Origin of the sequence: Arthrobacter sp. NPDC089319 (genome assembly GCF_040684925.1) — a bacterium.
Classification (GTDB): Bacteria; Actinomycetota; Actinomycetes; order Actinomycetales; family Micrococcaceae; genus Crystallibacter.
The window spans coordinates 87,590-105,039 of the sequence record NZ_JBFBGZ010000011.1 but is presented as its reverse complement, the minus strand read 5'-3'; the positions used below and the strand labels follow the sequence as shown (position 1 = coordinate 105,039).

The following is a 17,450-nucleotide window of genomic DNA, read 5'->3' as shown; positions in this document are numbered from 1 at the left end:
GTGAGCAGTATGCACATCGGACTAATCGGCTTGGGACGGATGGGTTTCAACATGCGGCAGCGGCTTCGGGACAGCGGCATTGAGGTCACCGGGTACGACCGCAACCCCGAGGTCAGCGACACCGCGACCGTCGACGACTTGATCCAGTCGCTGCCCAGCCCACGCACCGTGTGGGTGATGGTCCCCTCCGGTCCGGTTACTGCCGAGGTCATCACGGAACTGGCGGGCAAGCTCTCCGCCGGGGACCTGGTGATCGACGGCGGAAACTCCAAGTTCACCGCGGACCGGGACCACGAAGCACTGCTGGCCGGACGACAGATCGGCTTCCTCGATGTCGGCGTGTCGGGCGGCGTGTGGGGCCTGGCGAACGGCTACGGGCTAATGGCCGGCGGTCGTGCCGAGCTGGTCGAGGCAGCGATGCCGCTCTTCGACGCCTTGAGGCCGGAAGGTCCGCGGGAGGAAAGCTTCGTCCATGTGGGCGACGTCGGTGCCGGGCACTACGCCAAAATGGTGCACAACGGGATCGAATACGGGCTGATGCAGGCGTACGCCGAAGGGTACGAACTGCTGGAAGCCAAGGACATCATCAAAGACGTCCCGGGGACCTTCCGGGCGTGGCAAAAGGGGACGGTGGTCCGGTCCTGGCTGCTGGACCTGATGGTGAAAGCCCTCGAAGAGGACCCCGGCCTGAGCCAGATCAGCGGGTACGTCGAGGATTCCGGCGAAGGCCGGTGGACGGTGGAAGAAGCCATCGCGCATGCTGTTCCCGCACCGGCCATCACTGCCGCATTGTTTGCCCGCTTCGCGTCACGCGAAGATGATGCCCCCGCCATGAAGATGGTGGCCGCGCTGCGCAATCAGTTCGGCGGCCATCCCGTCAAAAAGCCCGGACAGCCCAACCCCGGCACCGAGCCGAAGTAGCAGTACCGCATTGTTTGTTGAATTCCTTTCGCTGACCGACTTCCGCACCTACCCGCAGCTCGATATCGCCTTGAAGCCGGGCGTTACCGTGTTGGTTGGGTCCAACGGGGTCGGCAAAACCAATATCGTCGAGGCCATCGGCTATTTGGCGTCGCTTTCATCGCATCGGGTCAGCAACGACGCACCGCTGATCAGGTTCGACAGCCAGCGTTCCCTGGTGCGCGCCCGGGTGGACCGCGGCGGCCGCAGCATCTCGCTGGAATTGGAGATCACCGCCGGCAAGGCCAACAGGGCGCGCATCAACCGGGGTGCTCCGGTGCGTGCCCGCGACATTTTGGGCCACCTGCGAACGGTGCTCTTTGCCCCCGAAGACCTGGCACTGGTCAAGGGCGATCCTTCCAACCGGCGACGCTTTCTGGACGAGCTTCTGGCCAGCCTGGTTCCGCACCACGCGGCAACGCGCAGCGATTTTGACCGTGTGCTCAAGCAGCGCAATGCGTTGCTCAAGTCGGCCCGCGCCAGCGGCCGGTTCACCGCGGCCCATGAATCGACGCTGGAGGTGTGGGACCAGCACATGGCAGAGGCCGGCGCCGCGCTGCTCAAGGCCAGGCTGGAGCTGGTGGACCTCCTGCAGCCGCATCTGAACGCGGCCTACGCAGCGCTGACGGACGGCACCAAACAGGCTGCCGCCGTGTACCGTTCCACCATCCATAGCCAGTTATCCGATGACGGCGAGGTGGAGAACGACGGCGGGACAGGGCTTCCGCCGTTGGCAAGCCTGAGCGCGGCCGAGCTGGCAGAGCTGTACCTTGCGGCCTTCAAACAGCAACGCAAGCGGGAAGTTGAACGCGGGATCTCGCTGGTTGGTCCGCACCGTGACGAGCTCGACCTGATGCTGGGTCAGGCGCCGGCCAAGGGGTACGCCTCGCACGGCGAAACCTGGTCCTTGGCGCTGGCCCTGCGGCTGGCTTCCTATTACGTGTTCTGCGAAGACGATCCTGCCCCCGGCGCGGCTCCGGTGCTGATTCTGGACGATGTTTTCGCCGAACTGGACAACCAGCGCCGGTCAAAACTGGCGGGCATCGTTGCCAGCGCGGAGCAAGTGATCGTTACTGCCGCAGTGGCCGAAGACATCCCCGAAGCCCTGAGCGGCGAACAGTTCAAGGTGGTTCCGGGGGGCGTGGCCAGTGGCCAGGAAACCGTCTGAGCCCCGGCCGAACCCGCAGGAACAGGCGGACGTGGTGGGACAAACCGGCCTGCCGGATGTTGCGGGGCCTTCACAGCCTTCCAAACCGTCGGCAGCGGAGCCCCAGGGCGCCGGCGCGGAGGAAGATTTGGATGCGGCCAAAGCGGTCCTCAACAGGGTTCGCCTGGCAGCAGCGGCCCGCGGCGACGTGCGCACCCGGGCTAACAGCCGCCGTCGTCAGTCCCGAGGCAACCGGCCGGCTGCCGCGCAGCAGGATTTCGGCCGCGACCCGCAAGGGCTGGGCCGCGTGTTCGACCGGTTCGTCGCAGAACGCGGCTGGAACTCCCCCGTGGCCGTCGGATCGGTAATTTCGCGGTGGGATGAATTGGTCGGGGCGGACATTGCCGCCCACTGCCGGCCCGAAAGCTTCGAGGACACAACGGTGCAGGTGCGCTGCGATTCCACCGCCTGGGCCACGCAGTTGAGGCTGATGAACGCTGCGTTGCTGAAGCGGTTCGGCGAAAAGCTGGGCCCCGGCGTCGTGACCAAAATCCAGGTCCTTGCGCCCGCCGCGCCCAACTGGCGCAAGGGCAAACGGACCGTCAGCGGCCGCGGGCCCCGGGATACGTACGGCTGATTCCGGTCCTCGAAGCGTGCAATCCCGCCGCATCCGGGACGCGCCTGCGTAAACGGCATGCAGAGCGCTGCGGGGGCCTCCGGACATATACGGTCCCATCAAGCACCCGGCGGGAGCGTTAAATGCCGGTTTCCGTGCCGCTTAGAGCCATGTTCGTGCAGGTTTCACCGCCCTGACACGGTAGAATTGACTGGGCGGCGCCCGTCCTCACTGTGGAAGGGCGCCGACACACGAGTCCATCCGGACGGAACACAAGGAGTCAACGGCAACTGTGGCAGAGGACAACGAGCTGGAAAACACCGGCGCAGAACCCGCAACGGCAGAGGGCAACGACGGCACGCATTACGACGCCAGCGACATCACCGTCCTCGAAGGTCTGGAAGCCGTTCGCAAGCGGCCGGGCATGTACATCGGTTCCACCGGCCCGCGTGGTCTGCACCATTTGGTCTACGAAGTCGTGGACAACTCCGTTGATGAAGCGCTTGCGGGTTACTGCGACACGATCGATGTGACGCTGCTGGCCGACGGCGGCGTCCGGGTAGTGGACAACGGCCGCGGCATCCCCGTCGACATGCATCCGACCGAAGGAAAGCCGACGGTTCAGGTGGTCATGACCATCCTGCACGCCGGCGGCAAGTTCGGCGGCGGCGGGTACGCGGTCTCCGGCGGCCTGCACGGCGTCGGCATCTCCGTGGTCAACGCCTTGTCCGCCCGGGTAGAAACCGAGATTCGCCGCCAAGGCTATGTCTGGCAGCAGTCGTTCGCCAACGGCGGCATGCCGGTGGGCGACCTGCGCCGCGGCGAGGAGACCACCGAGACCGGTACGTCGCAGACATTCTGGGCCGACCCGGAAATCTTCGAATCCACCGAGTACGACTTCGAGACGCTGCGCGCCCGGTTCCAGCAGATGGCCTTCCTGAACAAGGGCCTGAAAATCATCCTGACCGACGAGCGCCGTCCGGAAAACCACGCCCCGGACAGCGAAGACGTGGATCTGGACTCCGCCGGTTCCGAGGTCGAAACCACGGCCGAACACCGCCAGGTCGTCTATAAGTACGACAACGGTCTGCTGGACTACGTCACCCACCTGAACTCCTCCAAGAAGGTGGAAGTCATCCACCCCGAGGTCATCGCCTTCGAGACCGAGGACACAGAGCGCAAGCTCTCGGTGGAGATCGCGATGCAGTGGACCACCTCCTACTCGGAGAGCGTCCACACCTACGCGAACACCATCAATACGCATGAAGGCGGCACGCACGAAGAAGGCTTCCGCGCCGCGATGACGTCCCTGATCAACCGCTACGCGCGGGAAAAGAACCTGATCAAGGAGAAGGAAGACAACCTCACCGGCGATGACATCCGCGAGGGCCTGACCGCCGTCGTCTCGATGAAGCTGGGCGAGCCCCAGTTTGAGGGCCAGACCAAGACCAAACTGGGCAACTCCGAGGCCAAGGGCTTTGTGCAGCGTGTCGTCACGGACGGACTCGGCGACTGGCTGGAACGCAATCCGGGACCGGCCCGCGATGTGATCCGCAAGTCCATCCAGGCCTCGCAGGCCCGGCTGGCCGCGCGGAAGGCACGCGAATCCACCCGGCGCAAGGGACTGCTGGAATCCGGCGGCATGCCGGGCAAGCTTAAGGACTGCTCGTCCCGCGACCCATCCAAGTCGGAAATCTACATTGTGGAGGGTGACTCGGCCGGTGGTTCTGCCGTCCGCGGCCGGAACCCGGAAACCCAGGCCATCCTGCCCCTGCGCGGCAAGATCCTGAATGTGGAGCGGGCCAGGCTGGACCGGGCACTGGGCAACGCCGAAGTCCAGTCCATGATCACTGCCTTCGGCGCCGGCATCGGCGAGGACTTCGACGTCGAGAAGGCCCGGTACCACAAGATTGTCCTGATGGCCGATGCCGACGTGGACGGCCAGCACATCACCACCCTGCTGCTGACCTTGTTGTTCCGGTACATGCGTCCGTTGATCGAGAACGGCTACGTGTACCTGGCGCAGCCGCCGCTGTACCGAATCAAGTGGTCCAACCATGCGCACGACTATGTGTTCAGCGACCGCGAGCGGGACGAAACCGTGCGCCGCGGCCTGGCGAACAACCAGCGGCTGCCCAAGGAAAACGGGATCCAGCGGTACAAGGGCCTGGGCGAGATGGACTACACCGAACTGTGGGACACCACCATGGACCCCGAACGCCGCACACTGCTGCAGGTGACCATGGAGGACGCCGCTGCTGCCGACCAGACCTTCTCGGTGCTGATGGGCGAGGACGTCGAATCCCGGCGCTCCTTCATCCAGCAGAACGCCAAGGACGTCCGCTTCCTCGATATCTAGCGTGTCCCCCATGGGCCGGCCACCGGCCGGCCGATGGGCTGCGGACCGCGACCAGGCTTTGACGTAAAGGAACTGAAACGATGAGCGACGAAGAGACGCCGGACCTGCCGGAAGGTATTGGCGAAGAGCCGATCGAGGGCGAAATCCTCACGGACCGGGTGGAGCAGGTGGACCTGCAGACCGAAATGCAGCGGTCCTACCTGGACTATGCCATGGCGGTTATCGTGGGCCGCGCACTGCCGGACGTCCGGGACGGTCTCAAGCCGGTGCACCGGCGCGTCATCTACGCGATGTTCGACGGCGGCTACCGGCCGGAGCGCTCCTTCAACAAGTGCGCGCGCGTGGTGGGCGAGGTCATGGGGCAGTACCACCCGCACGGCGACATGGCCATCTACGATGCCCTGGTCCGCCTGATCCAGGACTGGACCATGCGGTACCCGCTGGCGCTGGGTCAGGGCAACTTTGGCTCGCCCGGCAACGACGGCGCTGCCGCCCCGCGGTACACCGAGACCAAGATGGCGCCGCTGGCGCTGGAAATGGTCCGCGACATCGACGAAGACACCGTCGATTTCCAGGACAACTACGACGGCAAGAACCAGGAGCCCACCGTCCTGCCGGCCCGCTTCCCGAACCTGCTGGTCAACGGTTCCTCGGGCATCGCCGTCGGCATGGCCACCAACATCCCGCCGCACAACCTGCGCGAAGTGGCCTCGGGCGTCCAGTGGTACCTGGAAAACCCCACCGCCAGCCGCGAGGAACTGCTCGAGGCCCTGATCCAGCGGATCAAGGGACCGGACTTCCCCACCAGTGCGCAGATCCTGGGCCACAAGGGCATCGAAGACGCCTACCGCACGGGCCGCGGCTCGATCACCATGCGTGCCGTAGTCAACGTCGAGGAAATCCAGGGCCGGACCTGCCTGGTGGTCACCGAACTTCCCTACCAGGCGAACCCGGACAACCTGGCGATGAAGATCGCCGAACTGGCCAAGGACGGCAAGGTCGCCGGCATTGCTGACCTGCGCGACGAGACGTCGGGCCGTACCGGCCAGCGCCTGGTGATCGTGCTCAAGCGCGACGCCGTGGCCAAGGTGGTGCTGAACAACCTCTACAAGCACACCTCGCTGCAGGAAAACTTCGCGGCCAACATGCTGGCAATTGTCGACGGCGTGCCGCGCACCCTGACCCTCGATGCCTTCATCCGGCATTGGGTCAGCCACCAGTTGGAAGTCATCGTCCGCCGCACCCGCTTCCGGCTGAACAAAGCCGAGGAGGAAGCACACATCCTGCGCGGCCTGCTCAAGGCCATGGACGCCCTGGACGAAGTCATCGCCCTGATCCGCGCCTCGTCCACCACCGAAGAGGCCCGCGACGGCCTGATGCGGTTGCTGGAGATCGACGAGGCGCAGGCCCGGGCCATTCTTGACATGCAGCTCCGCCGCCTGGCCGCACTGGAACGGCAGAAGATCCAGGACCGCCACGCGGAACTGGAACGCATGATCGAAGAGTTCAACCGCATCCTGGCCTCCGAAGTCCTGCAGCGCAATATTGTCAGCGAGGAACTGGCTGCGATCACGGAGAAGTACGGCGACGACCGGCGGACCCAGATCATGATGGGCTACGACGGCGACATGAGCGTGGAAGACCTCATTCCCGAAGAGGAGATGGTGGTCACCATCACCCGCGGCGGCTACGTCAAGCGCACCCGCAGCGACAACTACCGCTCGCAGCAGCGCGGCGGCAAGGGGATCCGCGGTGCCCAGCTGCGCGGTGACGACGTCGTCGAGCACTTCTTCGTCACCACGACGCACCACTGGTTGCTGTTCTTCACCAACCTGGGCCGGGTCTACCGGGCCAAGACCTACGAGCTGGCCGAGGCCGGACGCGACGCCAAGGGTCAGCACGTGGCCAACCTGCTGGCGTTCCAGCCGGATGAGCACATTGCCCAGGTGATGGACCTGAAGGACTACCAGCAGGCGCCCTACCTGGTACTGGCCACCAAACGCGGCCTGATCAAGAAGACCCGGCTGGAAGACTACGACACAAACCGTTCCGCCGGCGTCATCGCGATCAACCTGCGCGAAGGCGACGAGCTCGTCTCGGCGCGTCTCGTCGCCGAAACCGACGACATGATGCTGGTTTCCCGCCGCGGTCAGTCCCTGCGCTTCACCGCGACGGACGAAGCCCTGCGGCCGATGGGCCGCGCAACCTCGGGCGTGACCGGGATGAAGTTCCGCGAGGACGACGAGCTGTTGGTGGCAGGCGTGGTGCGCGACGACTCCTACGTCTTCATCGTCACCGACGGCGGCTACGCCAAGCGGACCTTGGCCGACGAATACCGTGTCCAGGGCCGCGGTGGCCTGGGTATCAAGGTGGGCAAGTACCAAGAGGAACGCGGGCATCTTGTCGGTGCGCTGATCGTGCAGGAAGAAGACGAGGTGCTGGTGGTGATGGAAAGCGGCAAGGTGGTCCGCTCGTCCGTCGCCGGCGTTCCGGCCCGCGGCCGCGACACCATGGGCGTCATTTTCGCCAAGCCGGACAAGAAGGACCGCATCATCGCCGTGGCCCGGAACTCCGAACGGGGCCTGGGCGGCGAGGAAGACACCGAGAATCCGGACGCTCCGGAAGCTCCCGAAACCGACACCGCAATCGACGCCGAAACTGGTGCCGGAACCGACGCCGAAACTGCGCCGCAGGCCAACGATGAAGTACCGTTGGACGCAGACATGACGCAGTCCGCAGCCGAATCACCGGCGCCGGAAAACGGAGGTAACGAGTGAGTACACCTAAAACGCCACGGCCGGGCACCCGCCCGCAGCCGGCCAACGCGCCTCGGGCTGGTACCACTCGTGGCGGCACGCCCGCCCGACCCGCGCAGCGTCCGGCCAGTAGCGGGCAGCGGCCTGCCAATGGCCAGCAGCGCCCCGCCGGGCAGTCCGGCAGCGCCGGCCTGGTCCGGCCGGCGCCGAAGGCCAAGGTCCGCCGTGCCCGCCTGCTGGTCAGCAAGGTCGACCCGTGGTCGGTCCTGAAGATGGCCTTCCTGCTCTCCGTTGCGCTGGGCATCGTCACCGTCGTGGCTTCGATCGTGCTCTGGACAACGCTGGACATCACCGGCATCTTCGACCGCGTCAACGGTCTCCTGTCGGAAATCGCCGGCACAGAGAGTGGCGGTTTTGACCTCCGTTCCTATGCCTCCTTGGGACAGGTGGCGTCATTCGCCACCATCATCGCGGTGGTCAACGTGGTCCTGCTGACCGCGCTGGCCATGTTGTCCGCGGTGCTCTACAACATCTCGGCCACTCTGGTGGGCGGCATCGGGGTCACGCTGACGGACGACTGAGCCGATTTGAAGTTCCGGCCCGGCGTACTGTAAAGTCGTATCTCGGCCCGCAAGGGCAGGGGGCGTATAGCTCAGGCGGTTAGAGCGCTTCGCTGATAACGAAGAGGTCCCAGGTTCAAGTCCTGGTACGCCCACGGATTTACCAATCCCACCGATTTCGGGAGGACACCGTGAAGAAGTTGCTGCTGTTGGCAGCCGCGGCTGCGGGCGTGTTCGCCTACAAGAAGTGGCAGGAATCCGAAGCGGAGAAATCCGCATGGAGTAAGGCGACCGACAAGGTCGACTGACTCCGTCTCGGCCGGACAGGTATCGGCCGAACCCTTCCGGGGGCATGGCGCAATTGGTAGCGCACCTGCTTTGCAAGCAGGGGGTTAGGGGTTCGAGTCCCCTTGCCTCCACCGGATAATGAGGCCCCGATCTGCGGATCGGGGCCTCATTGCATTTCGCACCGCTCTTTCGCCGGCGCATGGCGCGTGACCGCACCGCATCGCCCCTACGCTGAAGGGGTGATCATTTTCCTGGCCACGCTGGCCGTTCTCGGCATTTCAGCCTCCGGCCCCATCATGGCGGCCACTGCTGCGCCGGCCCTTGCCATCGCGTTCTGGCGGAACATGCTCGGAGCCGTGGTGATGGGCGTTCCCTCCGCCATTGGCCGCCGCCGCGAGTTCCGGCAACTAACGACGTCGGACGTTGGCTACAGCGCGCTGGCGGCGGTTGCGCTGGCGCTGCACTTTGCCTGCTTCATCACCGCGCTGCAGTTGACTTCCGTGGCGGCGGCGACCGCTCTGGTCTGCCTGCAGTCGGCATGGATCGTGCTTTTCAACAGGCTGCGCGGAATCAAGGCCTCGCGGCTGATCCTGTCCGGCGTCGGTCTCGCCTTCGTCGGGGTGCTGGTGATTTCCGGATTCGACCTGCAGCTCTCCGACGAGGCGCTCCTGGGCGACCTGCTTGCCCTGGTCGGTGGCGCTATGGCTGGAATTTACACGATGGCCGGAGGCCGGGTCCGGCGTCGGCTGTCCACCGGGCCATACACCACCATCTGCTACGGTCTGTGCGCAGTGATCCTGCTGGTGATGGCGCTGTCCTTCGGCCAGCCGCTGGTGGGGTTTCCGGCTGAGGCCTGGGTGGGGATCCTTGGCGTGACCGTTGTCGCGCAGCTGCTGGGCCACTCGGTCTTCAATCATCTGCTGGCCGTTCTGAGCCCGCTGGTGGTGTCCATGTTCATCCTGCTGGAAATTCCCGGGGCGGCGCTTCTGGCCGCCATATTTCTGGGTGAGAGCCTGCCGTGGGGCACGTACATTGGGCTGGCCCTCATCCTGGCCGGCCTGGCCGCCGTCGTCCTCTCGCAGAATCGGCCCAGATTGGTTGCACCGGCGACCGCCCCGGAAGCCACGGGCCCCGCGCCGGAATAGCCGGTTACAGCCCGCCGCGGGGGACGCGCAGCTGGGTTCGGGCTTGGTGGACCCGGCGCAGCAGTTTGGCCGGATAGTACACGGTCATGAAGATCAGCATCGGCACCCGAAGCACGCGGCGGTGGATCTTGTGGGCGCTGTACGTCCGCTCGAAGCGCGTGACGTAGTACCGGTAGTCCTTGGGCGAATCTTCCAAACGCCGGGCCGACATGCCGCTGATCATTTCCGGCACGTACTGGATCCTGAGTGCGTGATCGGCCAGGTGCACGGAAATATCGATGTCCTCGTGCAGTTGGTCCTCTTCGTCGAGGCAGACATCCTGGCTGATGATGTCCCAGGCTCCGCGCCGGATGGCCATATTGGATCCGAAGAGGAAGTGGTACTGCTTCTTGGCCAGCTTCAGGACAAAGCGGCGCATGCGGTCGTCTGCCTGCAGCCCGAAGCGGCGCATCGGCATGTCGTAGTACAGCACCGGACCGGTGCATGCCATGACTTCCGGGTCGGCGAAGGCCCGCTGCACCTGCTCGACCCAGTCGGGTTCCAGCACCGAATCCGCGTCAATCCTGCCCAAGATTTCCCCGCTGGCATGGTTGAAGCCGAAGTTGCGGGTGGGAATCAGGCCCTGCTCGGCATCTTGACGGAGCAGGATCAGCGGAACGTCTGGATACTCGTCCTGCATGTTGCGGACCAGCTCCGCCGTCCCATCGGTGGATCTGTTGTCCACCACGATGATCTCCGACGGAGCCACCGACTGGCACAGCGCGGCGTAGATGCACTGGCGGATGACGGACTCTTCATTGAAAGCCGGAATGATGATAGAAACCCCTGGCGCGGCACTCTTCACGGCATGAATCTATCAGCCCTGTTCACTGCGGGCGGGGAGGCCCGGACCGTGCCTCGTCGGGCCGGAAACGGCGAATGGGAGCCCCCAATTCGGGAGCTCCCATTCGTTTGCTTAGGTTCGCTAGGATCTACTCCTTAACGTCCTTCTCTTCCGCCTTGTCGGCTGCTTCGGCGGCCTTCTGACCGGCCGACCGCGCCGAGCGGGAGGTGCCGTTGCCGGTGCCCTTGGCGCCGCCTGCCGGCGAACCCGATTGGCCCGTCGCAGTCGTGCCCGTTGCAGCATCTGTACCCGCGGTGTCCACAGCATGCTTGGCAGGTGCCGCAGCAGGAGTGGTTCCGGTCGTAGTCGCTGCAGTTGTTGGTGCCGCCTTGGAGGCGGTCGGTCCCGGCACCGGGGCGGCAGCCGGGGTGGTGGGCTGGACCGGTGTCTTCCACGGATCCTCGACGGGCCGGGCAGCGCGCCAGGCGGCCACCGCTGCCACGGCTGCGGCGGCGAGAATGCCGACGATCAGCCAACCCTTGCCGCCTCGGCCCTTATGCTGCTGCTTCAACTCCTCGGCGGCGGCCAGTTTGGCGCTCCCGGCAGCCGCCTTCTGGGCCTTGTTCAGCTTCTTGGCGGCCTGCTTGGCGCTTTCGGCGGCCGCCTTCTGGGCTCTCTTCAGGGCTCGTTTGGATCCGCCTGCCTTCTTCACAGCGGCCTGGACGGAGACGGGTACGGCCGTCTTGTCCAAGGTCCTGGCGACCTGGTCCGCGGTTGCGCCGAGCCGGGCGGAGACGGTCGGTATGTACTCGCCGACCACCTTGTCACGGGCATGCGTGATGGCGGGGGTCGCACGGTCAAGGGTGACCTGGATCCGCGGTGCCGCCTCGTCCATGGCCTGGGCAATCTTGGGTGCCAAGCTGTCCAACCCGCCCTGGATGCGCGGCGTCACTGTGGCCACGCCGTGGGAGAGGTCCTTGGCTGCGGTTCCAATACCTTTTTCGATCCGCGGGACGGCCCAGTTCAAAGCGGCTTCCACCTTGGGAGAGGCCCAGTCCTTCGCCGTTTCTACGGCGACCAAAACGTTGCCTTCTGCTTCGCGGGCTACTCGATCGGATTTCTTCACAACTACCTCCCGGAAATGGTGACGGTCGCTCATCAGCCTACTTCGTGTGGTTGGACACGGCTATGCCGGCAAAGGAATACGCAGGATTTTCACTCACCGCGGAACCGGCCACTGGCGGGCTCCGGCGCAAAACGGCGTGGAAGAATGGTGCCATGACTGCTATTGCAACCGCTAAGGCCACTATCCACACCAACCACGGCGACATCGTGGTGAACCTGTTCGGCAACCATGCCCCGAAGACCGTGAAGAACTTCGTGGGACTGGCCACCGGAGAGATCACTTGGAAGCACCCGCAAACCGGTGAAGAGACCAACGCTCCCCTCTACGACGGCGTCATCTTCCACCGCATCATCAAGGACTTCATGCTCCAGGGCGGAGACCCGCTGGGCCAGGGCATCGGCGGCCCGGGTTACCAGTTCGACGACGAGATCAACCCGGACCTTGACTTCAACGAGCCCTACAAGCTGGCTATGGCCAACGCAGGCATCCAGGGCGGCCGCGGCACCAACGGGTCGCAGTTCTTCATCACCACCGTTCCCACCACCTGGCTCCAGGGCAAGCACACGATCTTTGGCGACGTCACCGACGAGGCCTCGCGCGCCGTCGTCGATTCCCTCAATGCCGTGGCCACGGACATGCGTGACAAGCCGCTGGAAGATGTGGTTATCAAGAACATCACCGTAGAGCAGCTCTAAGTTTGCCTACCGTCCCCGCCCGGAGCACCGGGCGGGGACCAATGTCCCAGCAGGAGCGCCTCCATGTCCTACGGAATGCCGGCCGAACCGCCGCAGACCGATGTCCCAGTCTGCCCGCGGCATCCAGACCGCGTCTCCTATGTGCGCTGCCAGCGCTGCGGACGTCCGGCGTGCCCGGAGTGCCAGCGCACGGCTTCGGTAGGCATCCAGTGCGTCGATTGCGTCAGGGAAACCTCCCGGAGCACGCCGGCGGTCCGTACCGTCTACGGCGGAGCCGCGGCGATGGGCCGGCCGGTGGTGACGCTGACCCTGATCGGCATCTGCGCCGTGGCTTATCTGCTGCAGTGGGTTATCCCGGGCTTCACCGAGCAGTTCTTGTATGCGCCGCTGTACACCCTTCCGAACCCGTACCTGCCGGCGGAACCGTGGCGAATGATCACCTCGGCTTTCCTGCATTCGCCGAACTTCCTGCTGCATATCGCCTTCAACCTCTACGCCCTGTGGATTCTGGGCCGGCACCTGGAGCCGCTGCTGGGGCGCCTGCGGTTCCTGGCCCTGTACCTGCTGTCCGGCTTCGGCGGATCGGTCGGCGTGCTCCTGCTGTCGGCGCCCAATGTTCCAGTGGTCGGCGCCTCCGGAGCGATTTTTGGACTCTTCGGGGCCTTGTTCATCGTGCAGCGGCAGCGTGGCGGCGAAGTGAGGTCACTATTGGTGCTGATCGGCATTAACGCCGTGCTGGGGTTCGTGGTGGCCGGCATAGCCTGGCAGGCCCATCTGGGCGGCCTGCTGGTCGGAGCGCTGTCAGCAGTGGTCCTGGCCTACGCCCCCAGGGGGAAGAACCGGAACGTTGTGCAGTTCGCCGGACTCACAGCCATCTTCCTGGTCCTGGTAGCAGTGACGGCGCTAAAGGCCTTCGGCTGAGCAGTCCGGGTCCGCCAGAGGCGGGCAGGCACCGCGTCCACTCAAGGATGCAGTGCCTGCCCGCCTTATTTTGTCCCCATCCTGTGGGTGTAACTGTGGAAAGTTTCGATCCTCTGATCGTGGATAAACGTTTTTATCCACAGGCGTTGTCCACAATGAGGATAAGTTACACACATGTAGTTCCACAGGTGTGGATAACGCGAATCCGGCGATGGAAGGGCAAAGCCGGGAATAATCCCCAAAGTTATACACTCCTGTGGATAACTTCGGTCTACAACTGTGAAAACGTGGACAACCTCGGCAGCATCCCCAGCAGGTTCGCATGCAATACCCTGCAGGGCGACACAATCGGCGGACAAAAGACACAAGCAGGCCGGCCAACCCGGCCGTCGGGTAATCTTAAAGATCCGGTCCCTGGCTCGACCAGCCAAGGGCTGCGCGGCCGTCCCGAACCCAGCTGACAGTCGAATCGAAGGTGCCGCGCCCCACGCGTTTTGCACGGCCTGCCGGGTCTCCTCCAGGACCTGCTCCTGTCAGCCTGTGCCCGGCCTGGCCACCCATGCGCCCTTCCGTGATGGGAAGGATCAACAGAAGGAAACACACGTGACTACCGAAACCGGCAACTCCGCACGAATCGATCTCACCAGCGAGGAAATCTTCAGCGCCCACGAGGGTGGCAAGCTGCAGATCGGCCTGACAGCCCCGCTGGAGACCAAGCGCGACCTTTCCATCGCCTACACCCCGGGAGTAGCCCAGGTCAGCCGTGCGATCAACACGGATCCTGAACTGGCACAGAAGTACACGTGGGCCTCACGTCTGGTGGCCGTCGTCTCCGACGGTACTGCGGTCCTGGGGCTGGGCAACATCGGTGCGGCCGCATCGCTGCCGGTGATGGAAGGAAAGGCCGCCCTCTTCAAGCAGTTCGCGGGGCTCGACTCGATTCCGCTGGTCCTGGAGACCACTGACGTCGACGAGATCATCGAGACCTTGGTACGGCTGCGTTCGAGCTTCGGTGCAGTGAACCTTGAGGACATCTCCGCGCCGCGCTGCTTCGAACTGGAAGCGCGGTTGATCGAAGCACTGGACATGCCGGTCATGCATGACGACCAGCACGGCACCGCCGTCGTCGCTCTGGCCGCCCTGACCAATGCCGCCAAGGTGGTCAATCGCGAGCTGTCCTCGCTCAAGGTGGTCATCTCCGGAGCGGGCGCCGCCGGCATCGCCGTCGCCGAGATCCTGCTGGCTGCCGGCATTGCGGATGTAACGCTGCTGGACTCACGCGGCATCATCCACAGCGACCGCGGCGACCTGACCGACATCAAGGCCGCCTACGCGGCCCGCACTAATCCACGCGGCACCACCGGCGGCAGCGCCCAGGCACTCGATGGAGCCGACGTTTTCATCGGCGTCTCCAGCGGCACGATCCCGGAAGAGACGCTGGAGAAGATGTCCGACGACGCCATCATCTTTGCGCTGTCCAACCCCGACCCGGAAGTACACCCGGAGACCGCGGCCAAGTTCGCCAAGGTAGTAGCCACCGGCCGCAGCGACTTCCCCAACCAGATCAACAACGTGCTGGCCTTCCCGGGCATCTTCCGAGGCGCTCTGGATGCCGGTGCCCGCCGGATCACGTCCGCCATGAAGGTAGCAGCGGCCGACGCCATTGCCGGCATCGTCGGGGATGACCTTGCCGCGGACTACATCATTCCCAGCCCGCTGGATTCGCGGGTCGCTCCGGCGGTTACAGCCGCCGTGATGTCCGCCGTCGTCGAAGGCTGACCGCCCCAGTCGGTAGTTCGCCGCAGCCCTAGCCGGCCAGGAGCCCGTTCCCGCATCCGGGAGCGGGCTCCACGCCTCTGGACCCGGTCAGCGGCCGGTCAGAGCCATTTGTTGTGTCTGAAGAACCAGTACAGTCCGAAGGCGGTCAGGACCATCAGGAACAAGGCGAAGGGGTAGCCCAGCGGCCAGTGAAGTTCGGGCATCGCCTTGAAGTTCATCCCATAGATCGCGGCCACCAGGGTCGGCGCGAAGAGAATGGCCGCCCAGGAGGAGATCCGCTTGACCTGCTCGTTTTGGGCGACGCTGGTTTCCGTGAGTTTCTGGGCCTGCAGCGTCGAGCTGAGGCTCAAGGCATTCTGCAGGACGGCCCGGAAGGCATTGACGCGCTCGTTCAGCCGGATCACGTGGTCCTGGACGTCGCGCAGTCCGCGGGCCACCTCCAGGTCCAGCGCGTGGTCCTCCGGGCCGCGGTGCAGGATTGCGATGATCCCCTCCAGCGGTTGGATGGCTCGCTGGAACTCGATGACTTCGCGCAGCAGCTCGTAAATCCGCCGCGAAACGTTGGGGTCACCGCCGAAGAGTTGGTCCTCGATTTCGTCGACGTCATTCTCCAAGCCCAGCACCACCGGTTCGTACTCATCCACGACCTGGTCCACGATTGCGTAGAGCGCAGCCTGTGGGCCGGCTGCCAACAGTTCGGGTGCGGCTTCCATCCGATGCCGTACGCGCGACAGATCCGGCGATTCGGCGTGCCGGACGGTGATCAGGAAGTTCTGCCCCATGAAGGTGTGCAGTTCTCCGAACTCCACCTTCTCCGTCTCGTCGATGTAGCGGGCGGGCCGGAGCACGGCGAACAGCGTGCTGCCGTAGCGTTCCAGTTTGGCGCGTTGATGGCCGCGCAGGGCGTCTTCCACCGCCAGATAATGCAGATCGAACTCGGCGGCAACGGTGGCCAGTTCGGGCTCGCTCGGCCGGTAGAGGCCGATCCACGCCATACCTCCGTACCGGCGCAGTTCGCTGAACGTCTGCTCCAGGCTTTCCGGGGTGGCGGCACGAACGCCGTCGACGTAGATGCCGTTATCGACCAGCACCACTGCCTACGAACGCCACCTGGTCGTCATCAGGAATCCGGCGATGGCGATGCCGAAACCAATCATGATGTTCCACGACCCTGCGGCGGGCAGCGGCCAGGCTCCCTGGGTGATGTAGAAAACGATGATCCACAGCAGGCCGATGATCATGAGGCCGAACATGACCGGCTTGAACCAGACAGCATTGGGCTGGTTGCCCTTGGCGGTCAACTCTTCGGGACGCCGTTCGGTCCTCTTGCGGCGCTTCGACTCGGGCACAGATCCTCCGGGGCATCAGGGGCGGTTAGCGTGGCCGGACCGGCTGCAGGCTCCCTTGCGAGTCCGCCGCCGCCGGGCCGTCTAGCTGTTTAGTCTAGCCAATCTGTGTGACGTTCGCCGCCGCGCATTTGCCGGGACCGCTGCCGCGGGCAGATCATAGTGGAGTGCTGCTGGTTGGCGCAGGGCTCCCGTCTCCGGATCGGGGCCGGCCGCCGGCTCCACCCGTCTCCCATCCGCAATGACTCCACGATTGGCCCGATCGTCACATGAGCAAGTCCCCTCGCATCCTCGTCATCGATAACTATGACAGTTTTGTCTACACCCTGGTCGCCTACCTGCAGCAGCTGGGTGCGGAGACCACAGTGGTGCGGAACGACGACGTCACGCTGGATGAGGCGGTGGAACTGGCCGGGGCCCGCGACGGCGTCCTGGTCTCCCCCGGCCCCGGAACGCCGGCGGAAGCCGGCATCTGCATCGAGCTGATCCGCTGGTGCGGCCGGGAGACGAAGCCGATGTTCGGTGTGTGCCTCGGTCATCAGGCGCTGGCCGAGGCCTATGGGGCCACCGTGACCCACGCTCCCGAACTGATGCACGGCAAGACGTCCGACGTCACCCACCGCAACCAGAACGCCTTCGAGGGCGTGCCGAACCCGTTCACCGCCACCCGCTATCATTCGCTGGCAGCGGTGCGCAGCACCATCCCGGCCGAGCTCGAGATCACCGCGGAGACCGACAGCGGCGTGGTCATGGGCCTGGCCCACCGCAGCGCACCGCTGTGGGGGGTGCAGTTCCATCCCGAATCGGTGTTGACCGAAGGCGGCTACTTGATGCTGGGCAACTGGCTGGAATCGCTGGGCGCCGAGGGAACCGCTGAACGAGCGGCCACGCTCAGCCCGCTGATCTCCCACTGACCAGCCCGGCGCCGA

Annotated in this window: 16 protein-coding genes and 2 tRNA genes; 14 read left to right on the top strand and 4 right to left on the bottom strand. The window is 64.9% G+C overall.

Translation table 11 applies throughout. The features are described from left to right. Positions 1 to 9: 9 nt before the first annotated feature. From gnd to AB0N75_RS15775, 10 genes are all read left to right on the top strand, one after another. Entirely contained in the window at positions 10 to 921 is a 912-nt protein-coding gene (gene gnd / locus AB0N75_RS15820; protein WP_364651825.1) for a phosphogluconate dehydrogenase (NAD(+)-dependent, decarboxylating), read from the top strand. A gap of 10 nt (positions 922 to 931) precedes the next feature. Continuing rightward, a complete protein-coding gene (recF, locus tag AB0N75_RS15815) occupies positions 932 to 2,128 on the top strand; it encodes a DNA replication/repair protein RecF (RefSeq protein WP_364651823.1) in 1,197 nt (398 codons plus the stop codon). Positions 2,129 to 2,255: 127 nt separating this feature from the next. Next, complete coding sequence (locus AB0N75_RS15810; RefSeq protein WP_364651845.1) at positions 2,256 to 2,744, top strand: DciA family protein; 489 nt, start codon at positions 2,256 to 2,258, stop codon at positions 2,742 to 2,744. A gap of 289 nt (positions 2,745 to 3,033) precedes the next feature. Beyond that, on the top strand, positions 3,034 to 5,082 hold the full coding sequence (gene gyrB / locus AB0N75_RS15805; protein WP_364651843.1) for a DNA topoisomerase (ATP-hydrolyzing) subunit B: 2,049 nt from the start codon (positions 3,034 to 3,036) through the stop codon (positions 5,080 to 5,082). Positions 5,083 to 5,162: 80 nt separating this feature from the next. After that, complete coding sequence (gene gyrA, locus AB0N75_RS15800; RefSeq protein WP_364651821.1) at positions 5,163 to 7,859, top strand: DNA gyrase subunit A; 2,697 nt, start codon at positions 5,163 to 5,165, stop codon at positions 7,857 to 7,859. Next, complete coding sequence (locus AB0N75_RS15795; protein WP_127513197.1) at positions 7,856 to 8,419, top strand: DUF3566 domain-containing protein; 564 nt, start codon at positions 7,856 to 7,858, stop codon at positions 8,417 to 8,419. The genes gyrA and AB0N75_RS15795 overlap by 4 nt, the downstream gene beginning before the upstream one ends. 60 nt (positions 8,420 to 8,479) lie before the next feature. After that, a tRNA-Ile gene (locus tag AB0N75_RS15790) sits at positions 8,480 to 8,553 on the top strand. A 36-nt stretch (positions 8,554 to 8,589) separates the two neighbouring features. Next, positions 8,590 to 8,706, top strand: a complete 117-nt coding sequence (locus tag AB0N75_RS15785) for a DLW-39 family protein (protein WP_353915299.1) — start codon at positions 8,590 to 8,592, stop codon at positions 8,704 to 8,706. A gap of 38 nt (positions 8,707 to 8,744) precedes the next feature. Further along, a tRNA-Ala gene (locus tag AB0N75_RS15780) sits at positions 8,745 to 8,817 on the top strand. Between the two features lie 108 nt (positions 8,818 to 8,925). Continuing rightward, a complete protein-coding gene (locus AB0N75_RS15775) occupies positions 8,926 to 9,831 on the top strand; it encodes a DMT family transporter (protein ID WP_364651819.1) in 906 nt (301 codons plus the stop codon). Between the two features lie 4 nt (positions 9,832 to 9,835). Here the strand turns inward: AB0N75_RS15775 and AB0N75_RS15770 are convergent, their stop codons facing one another. Continuing rightward, entirely contained in the window at positions 9,836 to 10,675 is an 840-nt protein-coding gene (locus AB0N75_RS15770; RefSeq protein ID WP_364651817.1) for a glycosyltransferase family 2 protein, read from the bottom strand. 127 nt (positions 10,676 to 10,802) lie between these two features. Next, positions 10,803 to 11,813, bottom strand: coding sequence for a hypothetical protein (locus AB0N75_RS15765; protein ID WP_364651815.1), 1,011 nt, complete (start codon positions 11,811 to 11,813; stop codon positions 10,803 to 10,805). 119 nt (positions 11,814 to 11,932) lie between these two features. Here AB0N75_RS15765 and AB0N75_RS15760 point away from each other — a divergent pair, with 119 nt between their 5' ends. The 3 genes from AB0N75_RS15760 to AB0N75_RS15750 all read left to right on the top strand — a co-directional run bounded on the left by AB0N75_RS15760 (position 11,933) and on the right by AB0N75_RS15750 (position 15,175). Then, positions 11,933 to 12,475 (top strand): peptidylprolyl isomerase, encoded by a 543-nt coding sequence (locus AB0N75_RS15760; protein ID WP_127513194.1) that lies wholly within the window; start codon positions 11,933 to 11,935, stop codon positions 12,473 to 12,475. A gap of 63 nt (positions 12,476 to 12,538) precedes the next feature. Beyond that, positions 12,539 to 13,396, top strand: coding sequence for a rhomboid family intramembrane serine protease (locus AB0N75_RS15755; RefSeq protein ID WP_364651813.1), 858 nt, complete (start codon positions 12,539 to 12,541; stop codon positions 13,394 to 13,396). Between the two features lie 603 nt (positions 13,397 to 13,999). After that, positions 14,000 to 15,175, top strand: coding sequence for an NADP-dependent malic enzyme (locus AB0N75_RS15750; RefSeq protein ID WP_364651811.1), 1,176 nt, complete (start codon positions 14,000 to 14,002; stop codon positions 15,173 to 15,175). Positions 15,176 to 15,273: 98 nt separating this feature from the next. On the opposite strand, the gene AB0N75_RS15745 is transcribed toward AB0N75_RS15750, so the two are convergent. Both AB0N75_RS15745 and AB0N75_RS15740 read right to left on the bottom strand, forming a co-directional pair. Further along, a complete protein-coding gene (locus AB0N75_RS15745; RefSeq protein ID WP_364651809.1) occupies positions 15,274 to 16,269 on the bottom strand; it encodes a magnesium and cobalt transport protein CorA in 996 nt (331 codons plus the stop codon). A 3-nt stretch (positions 16,270 to 16,272) separates the two neighbouring features. Next, positions 16,273 to 16,524 carry a cell division protein CrgA gene (locus tag AB0N75_RS15740; protein ID WP_127513190.1) on the bottom strand — a complete coding sequence of 84 codons (252 nt, stop codon included), beginning with the start codon at positions 16,522 to 16,524 and terminating at the stop codon, positions 16,273 to 16,275. A gap of 266 nt (positions 16,525 to 16,790) precedes the next feature. Here AB0N75_RS15740 and AB0N75_RS15735 point away from each other — a divergent pair, with 266 nt between their 5' ends. After that, positions 16,791 to 17,435 (top strand): aminodeoxychorismate/anthranilate synthase component II, encoded by a 645-nt coding sequence (locus AB0N75_RS15735; protein ID WP_364651807.1) that lies wholly within the window; start codon positions 16,791 to 16,793, stop codon positions 17,433 to 17,435. Positions 17,436 to 17,450 lie beyond the last annotated feature (15 nt).